At 62.2% G+C, this 13,474-nt stretch carries 12 protein-coding genes; 10 read left to right on the top strand and 2 right to left on the bottom strand.

Translation table 11 applies throughout. The features are described 5' to 3' along the window. Positions 1 to 184: 184 nt before the first annotated feature. The 7 genes from AC5RU9_RS11270 to AC5RU9_RS11240 all read left to right on the top strand — a co-directional run bounded on the left by AC5RU9_RS11270 (position 185) and on the right by AC5RU9_RS11240 (position 8,041). Positions 185 to 847: a TetR/AcrR family transcriptional regulator gene (locus AC5RU9_RS11270; RefSeq protein ID WP_494016506.1), complete on the top strand. Its 663-nt coding sequence runs from the start codon at positions 185 to 187 to the stop codon at positions 845 to 847. Further along, the gene (locus tag AC5RU9_RS11265; RefSeq protein WP_494016505.1) at positions 844 to 1,758 is read left to right on the top strand and encodes a TIGR01777 family oxidoreductase; all 915 of its coding nucleotides are present in this window, start codon (positions 844 to 846) and stop codon (positions 1,756 to 1,758) included. Before AC5RU9_RS11270 ends, AC5RU9_RS11265 begins: the two co-directional genes overlap by 4 nt. Positions 1,759 to 2,544: 786 nt before the next feature. After that, the gene (locus AC5RU9_RS11260; protein WP_494016504.1) at positions 2,545 to 3,942 is read left to right on the top strand and encodes an MFS transporter; all 1,398 of its coding nucleotides are present in this window, start codon (positions 2,545 to 2,547) and stop codon (positions 3,940 to 3,942) included. A 158-nt stretch (positions 3,943 to 4,100) separates the two neighbouring features. Next, entirely contained in the window at positions 4,101 to 4,763 is a 663-nt protein-coding gene (locus tag AC5RU9_RS11255; protein ID WP_494016503.1) for a response regulator transcription factor, read from the top strand. After that, positions 4,760 to 6,175, top strand: a complete 1,416-nt coding sequence (locus tag AC5RU9_RS11250) for a sensor histidine kinase (RefSeq protein ID WP_494016502.1) — start codon at positions 4,760 to 4,762, stop codon at positions 6,173 to 6,175. The genes AC5RU9_RS11255 and AC5RU9_RS11250 overlap by 4 nt, the downstream gene beginning before the upstream one ends. Further along, the gene (locus tag AC5RU9_RS11245; RefSeq protein ID WP_494016501.1) at positions 6,168 to 7,160 is read left to right on the top strand and encodes a TAXI family TRAP transporter solute-binding subunit; all 993 of its coding nucleotides are present in this window, start codon (positions 6,168 to 6,170) and stop codon (positions 7,158 to 7,160) included. The genes AC5RU9_RS11250 and AC5RU9_RS11245 overlap by 8 nt, the downstream gene beginning before the upstream one ends. A gap of 44 nt (positions 7,161 to 7,204) precedes the next feature. Then, a complete protein-coding gene (locus AC5RU9_RS11240; RefSeq protein WP_494016500.1) occupies positions 7,205 to 8,041 on the top strand; it encodes a hydroxymethylpyrimidine/phosphomethylpyrimidine kinase in 837 nt (278 codons plus the stop codon). A gap of 74 nt (positions 8,042 to 8,115) precedes the next feature. On the opposite strand, the gene AC5RU9_RS11235 is transcribed toward AC5RU9_RS11240, so the two are convergent. Further along, positions 8,116 to 9,045: a cytochrome b/b6 domain-containing protein gene (locus AC5RU9_RS11235; RefSeq protein WP_494016499.1), complete on the bottom strand. Its 930-nt coding sequence runs from the start codon at positions 9,043 to 9,045 to the stop codon at positions 8,116 to 8,118. Positions 9,046 to 9,346: 301 nt separating this feature from the next. Here AC5RU9_RS11235 and AC5RU9_RS11230 point away from each other — a divergent pair, with 301 nt between their 5' ends. The 3 genes from AC5RU9_RS11230 to AC5RU9_RS11220 all read left to right on the top strand — a co-directional run bounded on the left by AC5RU9_RS11230 (position 9,347) and on the right by AC5RU9_RS11220 (position 11,666). Then, a complete protein-coding gene (locus AC5RU9_RS11230) occupies positions 9,347 to 9,961 on the top strand; it encodes a TetR/AcrR family transcriptional regulator (protein ID WP_494016498.1) in 615 nt (204 codons plus the stop codon). A 609-nt stretch (positions 9,962 to 10,570) separates the two neighbouring features. After that, positions 10,571 to 11,086 carry a hypothetical protein gene (locus AC5RU9_RS11225; RefSeq protein WP_494016497.1) on the top strand — a complete coding sequence of 172 codons (516 nt, stop codon included), beginning with the start codon at positions 10,571 to 10,573 and terminating at the stop codon, positions 11,084 to 11,086. Positions 11,087 to 11,177: 91 nt separating this feature from the next. Continuing rightward, positions 11,178 to 11,666 (top strand): MepB family protein, encoded by a 489-nt coding sequence (locus tag AC5RU9_RS11220; RefSeq protein ID WP_494016496.1) that lies wholly within the window; start codon positions 11,178 to 11,180, stop codon positions 11,664 to 11,666. Between the two features lie 182 nt (positions 11,667 to 11,848). Here AC5RU9_RS11220 and AC5RU9_RS11215 read toward each other — a convergent pair whose 3' ends face one another. Continuing rightward, positions 11,849 to 13,363 carry a helix-turn-helix domain-containing protein gene (locus AC5RU9_RS11215; protein WP_494016495.1) on the bottom strand — a complete coding sequence of 505 codons (1,515 nt, stop codon included), beginning with the start codon at positions 13,361 to 13,363 and terminating at the stop codon, positions 11,849 to 11,851. Between the last annotated feature and the right edge of the window lie 111 nt (positions 13,364 to 13,474).

The following is a 13,474-nucleotide window of genomic DNA, read 5'->3' as shown; positions in this document are numbered from 1 at the left end:
CTCTCTCACATCCCACCCCCTTCCGGCCACCCCTCTCCCACATCCCACCCCCTTCCGGCCAACCCTCCCTCACATCCCACCCCCTTCCCGCCAACCCTCCCTCATTCCCTGCTTTTGAACGCGTTCAGAAACTGTGCCATACTCAATCTTGAACACGTTCAAAACCTTGATCAAGGAGGCTCAGGTGGCAGCAAAGAGCGAACAGACCCGGCAACTCGTGGCAGACGTCGCACTGAAGATGTTCCGCGAAATCGGCTTCGAAAAGACCACCATGCGTGCCATAGCGCAGGAAGCCGGCGTCTCCGTGGGGAACGCCTACTACTACTTCGCCTCCAAGGATGAACTGGTTCAGGAGCTGTACGTCCAGGTTCAGGATGAGCATGCAGTGGTCGCGGCACAGGCCCTGAAAGGCGTTCAGGATCTCGCCGGGCGTCTGAAAGCAGTGCTGCACACCGGCGTCGACGTCATGGCGCCGTACCACCAGTTCGGTTCCGACTTCATCGCGACGGCGATCCGGCCGACGTCGCCCGTCAACCCGTTCGGCGAGGCATCCACCGCCGCCCGCGAGGCTTCGCTCGCGATCTTCCGTTCCGCCGTCGAGGGCTCCTCTCCCGCCGTCGCGAAGAAGCTGCGCGGGGAGCTGCCCGAACTGCTGTGGCTGGCATACATGGGCGTCGCACTGTTCTGGGTCTACGACCGCTCGGAGGGACAGCGACGCACCCGCAAGCTCGTCGACGGTGCCGCCCCTCTTGTGGCTCGCGGTCTGTCTCTGGCAAAGATTCCCGGAGTCAGCAAGGTCTTCGACGACGTTTTGGGACTCGTACGCAGCGTCAAGGAAGATTCATGATGCCGCGGACTGTGGTGATCGCCGGTGCCAGCGGGTTCATTGGCAGCTACTTCACGCGGCGGTTCCTCGAAGAAGGCTGGCAGGTCCGGACAGTCGGGCGGGATGTCTCAGCTGACGCCCAATGGCACGACGACGGCGGCATCGCCAAGGCGCTGAACGGCGCCGAACTGCTGGTGAATCTCGCCGGACGATCCGTGAATTGCCGTTACGACGAGCGGCACCGGCGCGAGATCATGGATTCCCGGGTTTTAACGACACGTGCGTTGGGCCGGGCGGTTGCTGCGTGTGCCGAACCTCCCCGAACCTGGATCAACTCGAGCACCGGGACCATCTACCGGCACGCGGACGACCACCCACAATCGGAGGCCTCCGGCGAGTTGGGCACTGGGTTCTCCGTCGACGTGGCCCGCGCATGGGAAGACGAGTTGGCGGCTGCCGTTGCGCCGGACACTCGGAAGGTGGCCCTGCGGATTGCGATCGCGCTGGGAGCCGGTGGTGTCATGAGTCCCCTCCGGAACCTTGCCCGGCTTGGCCTGGGTGGGCACATGGGTCCGGGTACGCAGAAATTCAGCTGGATCCATGTGGAGGACTTGTTCCGTGTGGTGCTGTTCGTCCACGAGCACGCGGAGCTGACCGGTCCAGTGAACGCGGCAACGCCGTACCCGGTGGACAACCGGGAGCTGCTGTCGCTGGTTCGGCAGAGCATGGGTGTCCCTTTTGGCATTCCTACACCGGCCTGGCTCCTGGAAGCCGGAGCCGTTCTGATCCGGACACAGACCGAGTTGGTGCTCAAGAGCCGCTGGGTGGAGCCCCGGAAACTCCTCGACGCGGGGTTCACGTTTGCGCACCCAAACCTGGCCGACGCGCTGAACGACATCGCCAAACCAGCCCCCAAACCCTCCCTCACATAAACGCCCCTTCCAGCGATCCCTCCCTCACCACGTTCAGAAAGGTAGCCATGAGCCAGGAACCATGGACTGACGAAGATGAGTACGCTCTGGCAACCAAGGGTCCGTCCAGAGGATGGTGCTACGGACCAAAGGACCGAGTGGTGCTGGGCACCAAGGGACTTGCAGTTGGAATCGCCGTAGCCCATCTGACATTCTGCGTTCTCCTCAGCATCCAAGGGCCGGAGTGGGCAGTCATCTTTTTCATTTACAGCCTCCTTCCGGTTTGGGCTGTTGGTGCTGCGGCCGGGTCACTTCTCGGCTTGGCTCTGCGTCGCGTCCGGAACCAATGGGTTCACGTTGTCGCCTTTTTCGCCGGAGCTTTACTCATGTGTGGCCGCTTCGGTGGACTTTCACCGACGGGTCCGCTTCTTTTCTCCTTGTCGATCGCCGTCGCGGCCGGCGCGGGCCGTCTGGCTGTGTGGAAACTGGTCCGGATCAATCAGAATCCCCCACTCACACGAGGGAGCGTTGATAGGTGAGCAGCCGTCGTCGGGCGTAAGGTGCGGCCACCGTCCCCAACCAAGCCACGCAACCCGAATCCTAAGGAAGTGTTAGGAAATGCCCCGCGGGCTATGGCTGTGCCGTGCATCACCCATAGTTTGGAATACGTCCTCTTCACCTTGGAGGACCTTTCTTAGTCGACGACCAGCCATGCGCAAGGACGCCATGAGCACGGGCTTCATGGACGGAACGAACTCATGCAAGACACGGCTGCGGCAAAACGCAGCCGTCCAGGAAGGTTCATTGATGAGCACCCAACAAGCTGCACCCCTGAGCGAAGCCGCCCAGACACGCAGGGCCGTGAGCAACATCCTCAAGGGCTCCGCGGGCAACCTCGTGGAGTGGTTCGATGTTTACGTTTACACCGCGTTTGCGGCGTATTTCCAGTCGCACTTCTTCAACTCCTCGGACGATCTCCAAGCTGGGCTTGAGGCGATGGCGGTCTTCTCGACGTCGTTCCTGATGCGTCCCATCGGCAGCTGGTTCTTCGGCCGCTACGCCGACCGGAAGGGCCGCAAAGCTGCGCTGACTCTCAGCGTGACCATGATGTCCGCGGGCTCCTTCGCCATTGCGATCCTGCCAACGCAGGACGTCATCGGCTTGTGGGCACTGATTCTGCTGGTCTTCGTCCGCGTTGTGCAGGGCTTCTCGGTGGGCGGCGAGTACGGCACCAGTGCCACGTACATGTCCGAGGCTGCGACGGCCAAACGCCGCGGCTTCTTCTCGAGCTTCCAGTACGTGACCCTGATTGGCGGCCAGATGCTGGCCCTCCTGGTGCTGGTGATCCTGCAGAACACCATGAGCAAGGAAGATCTCACGGCCTGGGGCTGGCGTATACCGTTCGCTGTTGGGGGCGTCGCTGCGCTGGTGGTGCTCTGGCTTCGCCGCTCCATGGAGGAAACGATCTCCGCCGATCAGCTCCGTGCCGCACACGTGAAGGTGGAAGGCGAAGCGCAACCTGGAACCATGAAGCTGCTGGTCACCAAGCACTGGAAGCCACTGCTCATCTGCATCGGCATTACCCTCGGCGGGACGGTCGCGTTCTACACCTACACCAACTTCATCCTGAAGTTCATGAACGATACATCGGGCATCGCAAAGACCGATACCTCCATCATCAACTTCTGGGCACTGTTCATCTTCATGCTCCTCCAGCCTGTGTACGGCATGATCTCGGACAAGGTGGGCCGCAAGCCCCTGCTGATCTGGTTTGGCGTGACCGGCGTACTGTTCACCTGGCCGCTGCTCTCCGCGCTCGCGGGTACCAAGGACCCCTTCACAGCGTTCCTGCTCATGATGGGTGGCCTGCTGATGGTGGGCGGTTACACCTCGATCAATGCCTTGGTGAAAGCAGAACTTTTCCCGGCGTCCATCCGCGCTCTGGGGGTTGGCCTCGGCTACGCGATCGCCAACTCACTGTTTGGCGGGACGGTTCCATTGATCGGTGCCGCGCTGCAGAAGACCGGGCAGGAGAACCTGTTCTTCACCTACGTCACCGCGGCGATCTTCATCTCGCTGCTGGTGTACATCTTCGCGCTGAAGAACAAGAAGTCCACCCACTTGGATACGGAGCAAGGCCACGCGTTCGTGGCGAAGGGCTCCGCGAAGGACGACGACGGCACGAAGGATCGCGTCGACGCCTGACCTTCCTGCCTTGTTAGGCCCGCTCTGCGCACTTTGGGTACTCCGAAGGGCGCAGAGCGGGCCTCACAACGTTAAGCTCTAGTAGCGAACCAGCCGACAGCGAACCAGCTGACAGCGGACCAGCCAGCGAAACCAGCCCCAATCCAAAGGACCAGACAGTGCACGTGCTCATCGTCGAGGATGACGACGCCATGGCGTCGGCCTTGAGCGCTGCCGTCGCTTCGGCCGGACATACACACACCCGCGTGTCCCGCGGCGAGGATGCGCTGCTGGTTCATCGGGAGCACCAGGTGATCCTGTTGGACCTTGGCCTTCCGGATTTGGATGGCTTGGATGTGCTGCGCAAGCTGCGCCAAGTGAGCGCAGTTCCGATCCTCATCCTGACGGCCCGGGATGACGAGCGGAGCGTGGTATTGGGTCTCAGGTCCGGAGCAGATGACTACCTGGTGAAGCCCGTGAAGCTCGTGGAATTGCTGGCCCGGATCGAAGCCGTCACGCGTCGCACCAACCGCGGCGGCCAGGAAGCTCCGCACGCCATCGTCCTGGGCGAACTCGAGGTCGACCTCGACCGCCGCGTGGCCGCCGTCGACCAACGGAAACTCGCCCTGACGGCAACCGAGTTCGACCTCCTCAGCCTCCTCGTCAGGAACGCGGGCTCGGTGGTGACCCGCGAGCAGATCCTGGACGCACTCTGGGGCGACGCGTTCGTGACGCATTCCAGGTCTTTGGACGTGCACCTCACAGGCCTGCGGTCCAAGCTGCAGCTGCCCGGGTTCATCATCAACGTCCGGGGCGTCGGCTACCGGGTAGAGCAACCGTGAAAGCCCGTGTTCTCAGCATCTTGAGCTTGCTGGTGGTCATCATCGTGGTGACGGTCTCCAGCGTGATCCTGACCTCGGCCAGCCGGGAGCTCACCCAGGATCTGCAGATCAACCGCGTCGCTGCCCTCAACCGCTTCGCGCAACTGGCCAGCGACGCCGCCCAAGACAAAGACACCAACCAGTTACAGCGCGAAATGGACCGCTACTCCGAGCTTTACGGCGAGGGAATCCTGATCCGGACACAGGACGGAACCGTCCGTTCCGGCGGACTCAGCGAAGAGCGGCCCGACGTCCAGGATGCGCTGAACCGGGCGAGCCTCAACCTGAGCGATACCACCCTGAACCCCATCAGTGCTTTCGGGACCGGCAACGACATCATTTCCAGGTCGTTCGGCACGGCCAGCCAAGTCCTCGGCGAGGCTGTTGTGGAAGTCAACCTCGATGCCGCCCGGCAAAAGCTGCGCGAGCGATGGCTGGTGGTCGGATTCGCGGCGCTGGCGTTGGCAGCTTTGCTCCTGCTCGCCGCAGCGCGGATCACCGGGTGGGTCCTGCGCCCGGTCAACCGGCTCAGCAGAGCAGTTCACGAGCTCGAAACCACGGGCAAAACAAGCCAACTTCCCGACGCCGGACCGCCCGAACTGCGCGAACTCAGCCGCTCCTTCACCGCCATGGCGGACACCGTCGCGGAGAGCATGGAGTCCCAGCGCCGGCTGATCGCAGACACCTCGCATCAACTCAGAAACCCTGTTGGGGCGCTTCGGCTGCGGATCGATTTGCTGCAGCTGGAACTCAAAGGGCAGCAGGAAAAGGCCGCGGCAGCTGGCGTTGTGGCGGAACTTGAGCGGGTTGAGGAAATGCTCGACGGCGTGCTGAAGCTGGCGACGGCGGAACACCGCGCCTTCGAGGGGTCTACCCGCCCGGACCAAGCCGCAGAGCACCAGCGGCAAGCCGTCATCGATCCCTTCCCCATCCTGCAGGGCGAAGTAGAACGGGCCGTACCTGCCGCTCAACGGGCGGGATCCCGGCTGATGTTGGAAGGCCCCGCACAGGAAAACCAGATCAACTGCGACCCCGACGAACTTGCCCACATGGTGGGAGAACTCATTGCCAACGCCATCAAGTACGCCCCCGGAGCTGACATCACCGTGGCCACGCAGCAGACGGAAGGCGGGACCGCCGTCGTAATTTCCGACGACGGTCCCGGCCTCCCAGCCGAGCAGCGTGCCGCTTCCACCACCAGGTTCTGGCGGGCGCCGCAGCACAGCAAAATCCCTGGCAACGGTTTGGGCATGACCATCGTGGATCGTCTGGCCCAAGCAAACGGCGGCCGGCTCGTCATTGAGCCGCGCGTGCCGCATGGGCTGGCGGCACGGCTCGAGTTCGCGAAACCAGAGGACGCGCAAGATGCCTGAGTCGAAGGTGATGCCCCGGCGTTCTGTGATTAAGGCCGGGCTGGCCGTGGGTGTGGCTGGTCTTTTCCTTCCCGCAACAGCAGCCTGCACCCCGGGCGAACGCCCTCGGAAACTCACGGTGGCCGGTGGCGAACCGGGCGGCTTCTACCTGGAATTCGCCACATTGCTCGCAGCCTTGCTCCAGAGAGAAGGCGTAGCCGAAACGGCTGAACCTTTGGTTACCGGCGGAAGCCTGGAGAACATCAGGCGGGTGGTGGCCGGCGAGGCGACGATCGCCGTCGCACTTGCAGATGCGGCAGCCCAGCAGTCAAGCCCCGGGGATCGGCCGCCGCTGCCCGCAGACCTCGTGGCTCTCGGCAAGGTCTACCAGAACTACGTCCATTGCATCGTGCGGAAGGACAGTGGCATCCGGAACTTTGCCGACCTCGCGGGCAAAACCGCGGGCGTGGGGGAAGTGGGGTCTGGGACATCCCTCACGGCTCCCAGGATCATCGAGGCCTCCAGCCTGTCATCCGCAAAAACCGGTCCCGCGCTCACCCAAGTGAATCTGGGGCTGAACCAAGGGCTCGCGGCACTGCAGAACCGGACCATCGATGCCCTGTTCTGGTCCGGAGGTGTGCCCACCGCAGCCATCGCGTCCACTGCCAAGGACGTTGGCCTCCGCCTGGTGGACCTATCGGACCTCATCAACGCAACGCGCTCGCAGTTTGGACCGTTCTACGACCGCGTCCTCATTCCAGCCAACAGTTACGGTGACGCGCCCGCTGTGTGGACGGTCGGCGTCGCCAACCTCCTCCTGTGCCGCAGGGACCTTGCCGACCACGTTGTTCGTCAGACCGTGGAACTGCTGGTGGAACAAGCCCAGGACTTGGTTCCGAAGTCGAGCACCGGTGTGCAATTCCTCAGCCCGGAAACCCTGATCAACACCGCGGGCGTCCCCTTGCACCCTGCCGCGGAGGCGGCATACCGGACGCTGCACGGCTAGGCCCGTTTAGGAGCGGGACCGGAGCAACTGCCAAAATGGAAACCATGACTTCAGCCGTTGCCCCTGCCATTGCCCTGACCATCGCCGGTTCCGAAGCGACCGGTGGCGCCGGCGCGCAAGCGGACCTCAAGACCTTTCAGGAACTCGGAGTGTTCGGCATCGCGAACCTCACGTGCATCGTTTCCTTCAACCCGCAGGACAACTGGAACCACCGCTTTGTGCCGGTGGACCAGCAGGTCATCGCGGACCAACTCGAAGCCACGACGGCGGCCTACGGTGCCGCTTCCGGCGCGCCTTCCGTTTTGGACACAGTGAAGATCGGCATGCTCGGCAGCCCGGCGACCATCAGCATAGTGGAAAAGGCGCTGACTGATGGTGCTTTCGCAAATGTGGTTTTGGATCCTGTTTTGATCTGCAAGGGCCAGGAGCCGGGCCACGCCCTGGACACCGACCAGGCGCTGAAGGCCCAGATCCTGCCGCTGGCTACCTTCGTCACACCGAACCACTTCGAAGCCGAGTCCTTGTCCGGGCTCACGATTACCGATGAAGAGTCCCTCAAGGCTGCCGCGATCCGCATCCACGAGATCAGCGGCGCAGCAGTCCTCGCCAAAGGCGGGGTGCGGCTGGAAGGCCCGGACGCCGTCGACGTCTATTACGACGGCGAGACGCTGGAAGTCCTGCGCGCTCCGAAGGTGGGCGATGTTGCTGTGTCAGGTGCGGGCTGCTCGCTGGCCGCTGCCGTAACCGCTGAGCTGGCCAAGGGCGCGACACCGCTGGAAGCCGCACGCACTGCCAAGGCTTTTGTCACCGAAGGGATCAAGAACCGTGTGTCCTCCGGCGCTCCCTTTGACGCGCTGTGGCAGGGCGGGGCGTTGTCCTAGGTCTTATACGAAAGCAGCCGCCGCGGAGTGTTCCGAGGCGGCTGCTTTTTTGCGTGAGCTTTGAGCCGTGAGCTTTAGCGTGAGACCTTGCCCATGAGCGAGGCGATGGGACGCAGGAACAGTGGGCGGGCCAGGAACCAGGCCGCCGCCGTGAAGACGATGGAAGCCGCGAAGATGCCGAAGCCCCACCAGCTGTAGTCGTTGTTGGACGCGTACATATGGTTCAAATTGTTCAGCGCGCCGGTAGCCAGCACCAAGGTTACGTGGACGATCACGAAGGCAACGAAGTAGATCATTACCGGGAAGTGGATCTTGCGGGCCAGCTCGATCGGGTAGAACTTGTTGATCGCAGCCTTCTTGGGCCATGCGCCGGACATCCGGATGCCGGTGATGATTGCCAGCGGCGCCGCAATGAAGACCGTGACGAAGTAGGTCAGGAGCTGGAGGCTGTTGTAGTTGTTCCAGCCATTTTCAACGGGCCAGTTCAGCGAGGCGTACTGCAGGCCGGCGGAGACAGCGTTCGGGAAGACGTCCCAGTTGGTGGGGACGATCCGCAACCATTGGCCGGTGGCGACGAGCAACACGATGAAAATGATGCCGTTCAAGACCCAGAGCGCATCCAGGGTCAGGTGGAACCAGAGGTCCAGGCTGATCTTGGTAGGCGGGTTCTTGGTTTTGATGAAGCCCTTGTTGTTCCTGGTCCAGTTGGCTGCCGGCCGCGTGGTGGTGCGCACCTGCCACCCCGAACGGATGATCAGGACAATGAAGAACATGTTCAGGAAGTGCTGCCAGCCAAGCCATGCGGGGAAGCCAGTAGGAGTGCCTTCGGGGATGGCCGAGTGCCCGGGGTAGTCCGTCAGGAATTGCTGGACCGGCTGAAGGGTCCGGAGCCACTGTGCCACCAGGACCAGGATCAGGGCCACCACCAAAGCTCCTGCGGTGACGGCGACGGGTTTGAACCACCTGTTCGACGTGATCCCGGACGACTTGCTTGAAACGGACATCAGGCCGCGTTCCTCTCTGGCTTGTTTGGCTGCGACCAGTTGGCGCTATATAGCGATTCAACCAGTTGCAGCCCGACGGTGAAAACGGCACCCGGGTTTCGGGGCGTTCGACGTCAAAAATCGCAGCATTCGGATACATGCCGCAATGTGTATTTCTAGAACAGACTTCCAAAATTATTTCCCGTGCCTTAGTGGTCAGTCAAGGCTTGTGGCTGGCTATGTGGATTCTTTCGGGGATAGGATTCCAAAAAATAGCCGGTCGACACTCCGGTGGTCGTTCTGCCCGCGGAAGGAGCCCTGCATGGTTCGCAAGACGTCCGAAGTTGCCAGTAACGCGGGCTCGTGGCAATGGACCCGCACGGCGGCCACCCAGCGCAACTTGTTGGATGCGGCGGCCGGGGTCTTCATCGAACACGGCTTCACCGATGCTGGCATCACGGACATCGTGGCACGTGCCGGATCCAGTGTGGGCAGCCTTTACCACCACTTTGGCGGAAAGACCGAGCTCTTCCTCGCCCTCTGGAACGACTACCAGAACGAACACGAAAGAGTCGTCGCAGCCGCCGTCGCGAAAGCGCGGAAAGCCGGCGAGGGCGATCCCCTGACACTGTTCAATGTGGGCAGCCGCAGCTACTTCGACTACACCTGGAAGCACCGGGACTTGGAACGGGTGTTCATCGAGGGCGACACTCCCCCGGGCTTCGAATTGCTCAGGCGGGAACGTGGACGGGAATGGGTTCGCCAGAACTCGGTGCTCCTCGGCACCAGCGATGACACCCTTGGCAGGCTCACAGTCGCGGTAATCACGGACATCGTTACGGTGTCGGGGCAGGAAGTTGCCCTGAGCGCCACCAAGCGTGAGGCCGACGCCGTGGTTGAAGCTGCGGCGGTGCTGGTGCAGCGACTGGTCGGCTAGGTTGCTCCAGCCGTTGATGTTCGCTGGTTTCTGTCGCCCTATAGTGACTCGACTCAGCGGATCTCCAGTGACGGGGCGTTGGCTCAATCACTAACTTTCGGCGCCGCCACCGTTCTCGACATGTTCAGCAAACCAGCACTAATATCAGCCTCCAAGGAGCATCCCGATTCGCGGCCAAACGTTGCCGATCTGCCTTCTCGGGCCCCTTGGCGCCATGGAGGCAGCAAAATCTGAGCTACCGGTCGATAACCTCGTTCTCATTAGGGGACGTTGGAGCCCCTGACAACGTGACCTCCGTAAGAGATCTCCACCTGAACCCCGGCGGCACCGTTACCGGGGAACCTACGACTGGGACCGCATAGCCGAGGTCGGGCATGGGCTCGGCTGGCAGCGTAAAAGCACCGAAGACCCCGGATTCGGTGCCGTCACCTTCGGCGCAGACGGCACCACCGCGCCCGATGGCACCGTTGAGAACCCCACCAAAACCCACGACGGACAGACCGGCGGCAAGGACGGCGTCTATGGATATTTTGATCGTGACACCGAGTCAAGCAGCAATCAAGCCAAGACCGCCTTGGGCTTGAGTGACCAACTTACGAATGTGAAACGATGACCACCATGTCTTCGCGAAGATCCCTCATCCAAGGCCTTGTCGTTGCCATCCTCGTTGCCCTCACGGGGTGTGGAACAACGCCGAGCACCACCCCACCCACCAACGCCGCGGAGCAGACTATGGGACCAGAACAAGCCCGCACGGAATACCTCGACATCTTCACACAAATTCAGGGGCTCGCCCCTGGCGACGGGACGAAAATTACACCAGATAAACCCGGCATGGCATGCCCCCTGCCGGACGGGACCGAGGGCACTCGGTTCAATTACGACAGTACGCAGGGCGCGATCTCAGAAGATCAGGCTAAAGCGATACATAAGTCGGTAAAGGAAGTTTTTGAAAGCAACGGCCTGAGCGTTGTACAAACACAGCCTTCGGGGGCGAACCGAGACCAGACGACCACTGGTTTTGGGGATGGCAAGTTATCCATGCAGCTTGGAACGAGCAGCTTCGGAACCACCCTCGGCGGCAACACTCGATGCGCGCAGGATCCCGAGGGCAAATTCCGGTAGCAAGCGGTAGCCAGCGGGGTCGACCTTGGCACGGTAGTCGATGGCAATAGCCGCGGAGCAGTCTCTATTCTTCAACGAGTAAGATTCGGGAGTGAGTTTCAGTGCACTCAAATATTTTGCCGACTGCGTCCAGGCTTCGGATGATCCGCAACCCATCATCAAGGCAGAAGAGCAGAACGGCGACTATGAATCCGGGGTCGTACGGTTCGGGAAAGAGCGGTGGCGGATCCGCACGGCTCGGATCACACCGACGAAACCGGGCGCCTTTGTTGCGGTCTGGAAGCGCGGCGAAGGCGGATCAACCAGGCCATTTACGGCTGGCGAGTCGATGTCGGGACTGATGGTTTTCATAGAAGACCGGGACCGGTTCGGGGTCTTCCGCTTCACTCCCTCGCACCTGATCTCGCTTGGCTATGTTACTTCCGAACTCCATCCAGGCAAGCGCGGCTTCCGCGTCTATCCCGCATGGTGCTCCGACCTGAATCCTCAAGCGTTACGCACCCAGCGCGCTCAAGCCGCCGCGTTCGCCGAGCTTCCTTCACGCAGCGTGCCGCGGACCGAAACCAATCGCGCAGACTAGCTGGTCCCCGCCGGTCGAATCTAGCGTGTGCGTAAGACCCCGCCGTTCCGGGGATCGCCAGCCGGAACGTGAGAGAGCGTCCACCCCAACCAGGCGGGACGTGAGAGAGCGTCCGCCCCAACCGGGCGGGACGTGAGAGAGCGTCCACCCCAACCGGGCGGAACGTGAGAGAGCGTTGGGGGTTAGCGTTCGGAGTGCGCCGCCAGGAAGGAGTACACCTCGGTTTCGTCCACGCCGGGGAACGCTCCGGGAGGCATGGCGGCTAGGAGGTGGGAGTGTGCCCGGGCGGAGGGCCAGGCGTTGCCGGCCCATTCGTCGGCCAACGCAGCCGGCGGACGTTTGCAGCAGTTTGGGTCCGGGCAGTTGGACGTTGCGCGGGCCATGGTTTCCCGCCCACGGAACCACTTGACGTGCTGGTAAGGGACGCCGATGCTCAGCGAGAACTCACCGGCCGCCGAGCGCTCAGTCCGCGCCGTGCACCAGTAAGTGCCCGAGGGTGTATCCGTGTACTGGCTGTAGGCACTGAACTTGTCCGGCACGTCGAACACCGCCCGCGAGGTCCATGCCTTGCACGACGGCTGCCCCTCGATGGCCCCGGTATGGTCCTGCGGGAAGGTCACTCCATCGTTCTCGTAGGCCTTGTAAATGATCCCGGACTGGTGGGTTTTCTGGAAGTGCGTGGTGATGCCGAGGTGCTTGGTGGCGAGGTTGGTGAAGCGGTGCGCGGCCGTCTCATACGACACCGCAAACGCATCGCGGATGTCTTCCACGGCAATTTCCTTCGCAGCCTTGGCCTTCTGCAAGAACTCCACCGTTGCGTGCTCCGGCAGCAGAAGCGCGGCGGCGAAGTAGTTGGTCGCCACGCGCTGTGCCAAAAAATCCCCGTAGTTCCGCGGAGTCTCGTGCCCCAAAACATAATGCCCCAGGGCCTGGAGCAAAACAGATCGTGGATCGTGATCCTGCCGCTGGTTCTGGGTGAGATAAATTCTGCGGTTCTTCAAATCGGTCACGGAACGCGTGGAATGCGGCAGGTCGCCCACGTGGTGCAGCGTGAAACCGAGGTTCTCGGCGATGTCCGCAATGACGTGCTGGCTCAGCGGACCGGTGGTGTAACCGACCCCTTTGAGGACCTTCTGCGCTTCCGCCTCATACTCGGGGAAATAGTTCCCGCGCTCGCGCATCATGGCACGCAACTCGCCGTTCGCGCGGCGGGCTTCCTCCGGCGTCGCGGCTTGCTCATTGAGTTTGCGTTCGAGCTCCTGAAGCAGCCCCACCTGGGACTCCAGGACTTCCAGTGGAAGCCGCGAACTGATGCGGATTTTCGGGAGATTCAGCGACTCGTACAGGGGTCCGCGCTGGTACCGTTCAAGCTCGATTTCGAGGGCGGCACGACGGCTCGGCGGCTCCGCGCCGAGCAACTGGTCGATGCTCACGTTGAGTGACGCCGCCAGCTGCTGCAGCAGCCCCAATTTGGGCTCGCGCTTCCCGTTTTCGATCAGGCTCAACTGGCTTGGTGCGGTCCCGACGGCGGCACTCAGGTCGTCCAGCGTCAGCCCGGCCTGCTTGCGCAGGTGGCGCACGCGGCGCCCAAGGCTGATGACGTCCAGTTCCGGGGCGGCAGGGGACGACGACGGCGACACTACTTCGCGATTCCAGCTCACAGGCGACATTTCTTGAGAATACGCGAAGAAGTGCATTTCTTTCCATAGTTTTCCTCTAGAAAGACTCTTGGAAGTGCAGAAAAGTAGGTCTTACGAAAAAGAAATACAGACCCCGGACAACCCGGCCGATGCCGCAAAGACGCAGCA

The sequence above is a fragment of the Arthrobacter sp. B0316-5-4 genome, assembly GCF_059090325.1.
This window is presented reverse-complemented; position numbering and strand designations above follow the sequence as displayed.

Excerpts from the sequence above, each read along its gene's own strand:
- AC5RU9_RS11245 (WP_494016501.1), top strand. The coding sequence starts at position 6,168 with ATGCCTGAGTCGAAGGTGATGCCCCGGCGTTCTGTGATTAAGGCCGGG.
- AC5RU9_RS11260 (WP_494016504.1), top strand. The coding sequence starts at position 2,545 with ATGAGCACCCAACAAGCTGCACCCCTGAGCGAAGCCGCCCAGACACGC.
- AC5RU9_RS11235 (WP_494016499.1), bottom strand. The coding sequence starts at position 9,045 with ATGTCCGTTTCAAGCAAGTCGTCCGGGATCACGTCGAACAGGTGGTTC.
- AC5RU9_RS11215 (WP_494016495.1), bottom strand. The coding sequence starts at position 13,363 with ATGCACTTCTTCGCGTATTCTCAAGAAATGTCGCCTGTGAGCTGGAAT.
- AC5RU9_RS11225 (WP_494016497.1), top strand. The coding sequence starts at position 10,571 with ATGACCACCATGTCTTCGCGAAGATCCCTCATCCAAGGCCTTGTCGTT.
- AC5RU9_RS11265 (WP_494016505.1), top strand. The coding sequence starts at position 844 with ATGATGCCGCGGACTGTGGTGATCGCCGGTGCCAGCGGGTTCATTGGC.
- AC5RU9_RS11240 (WP_494016500.1), top strand. The coding sequence starts at position 7,205 with ATGACTTCAGCCGTTGCCCCTGCCATTGCCCTGACCATCGCCGGTTCC.
- AC5RU9_RS11230 (WP_494016498.1), top strand. The coding sequence starts at position 9,347 with ATGGTTCGCAAGACGTCCGAAGTTGCCAGTAACGCGGGCTCGTGGCAA.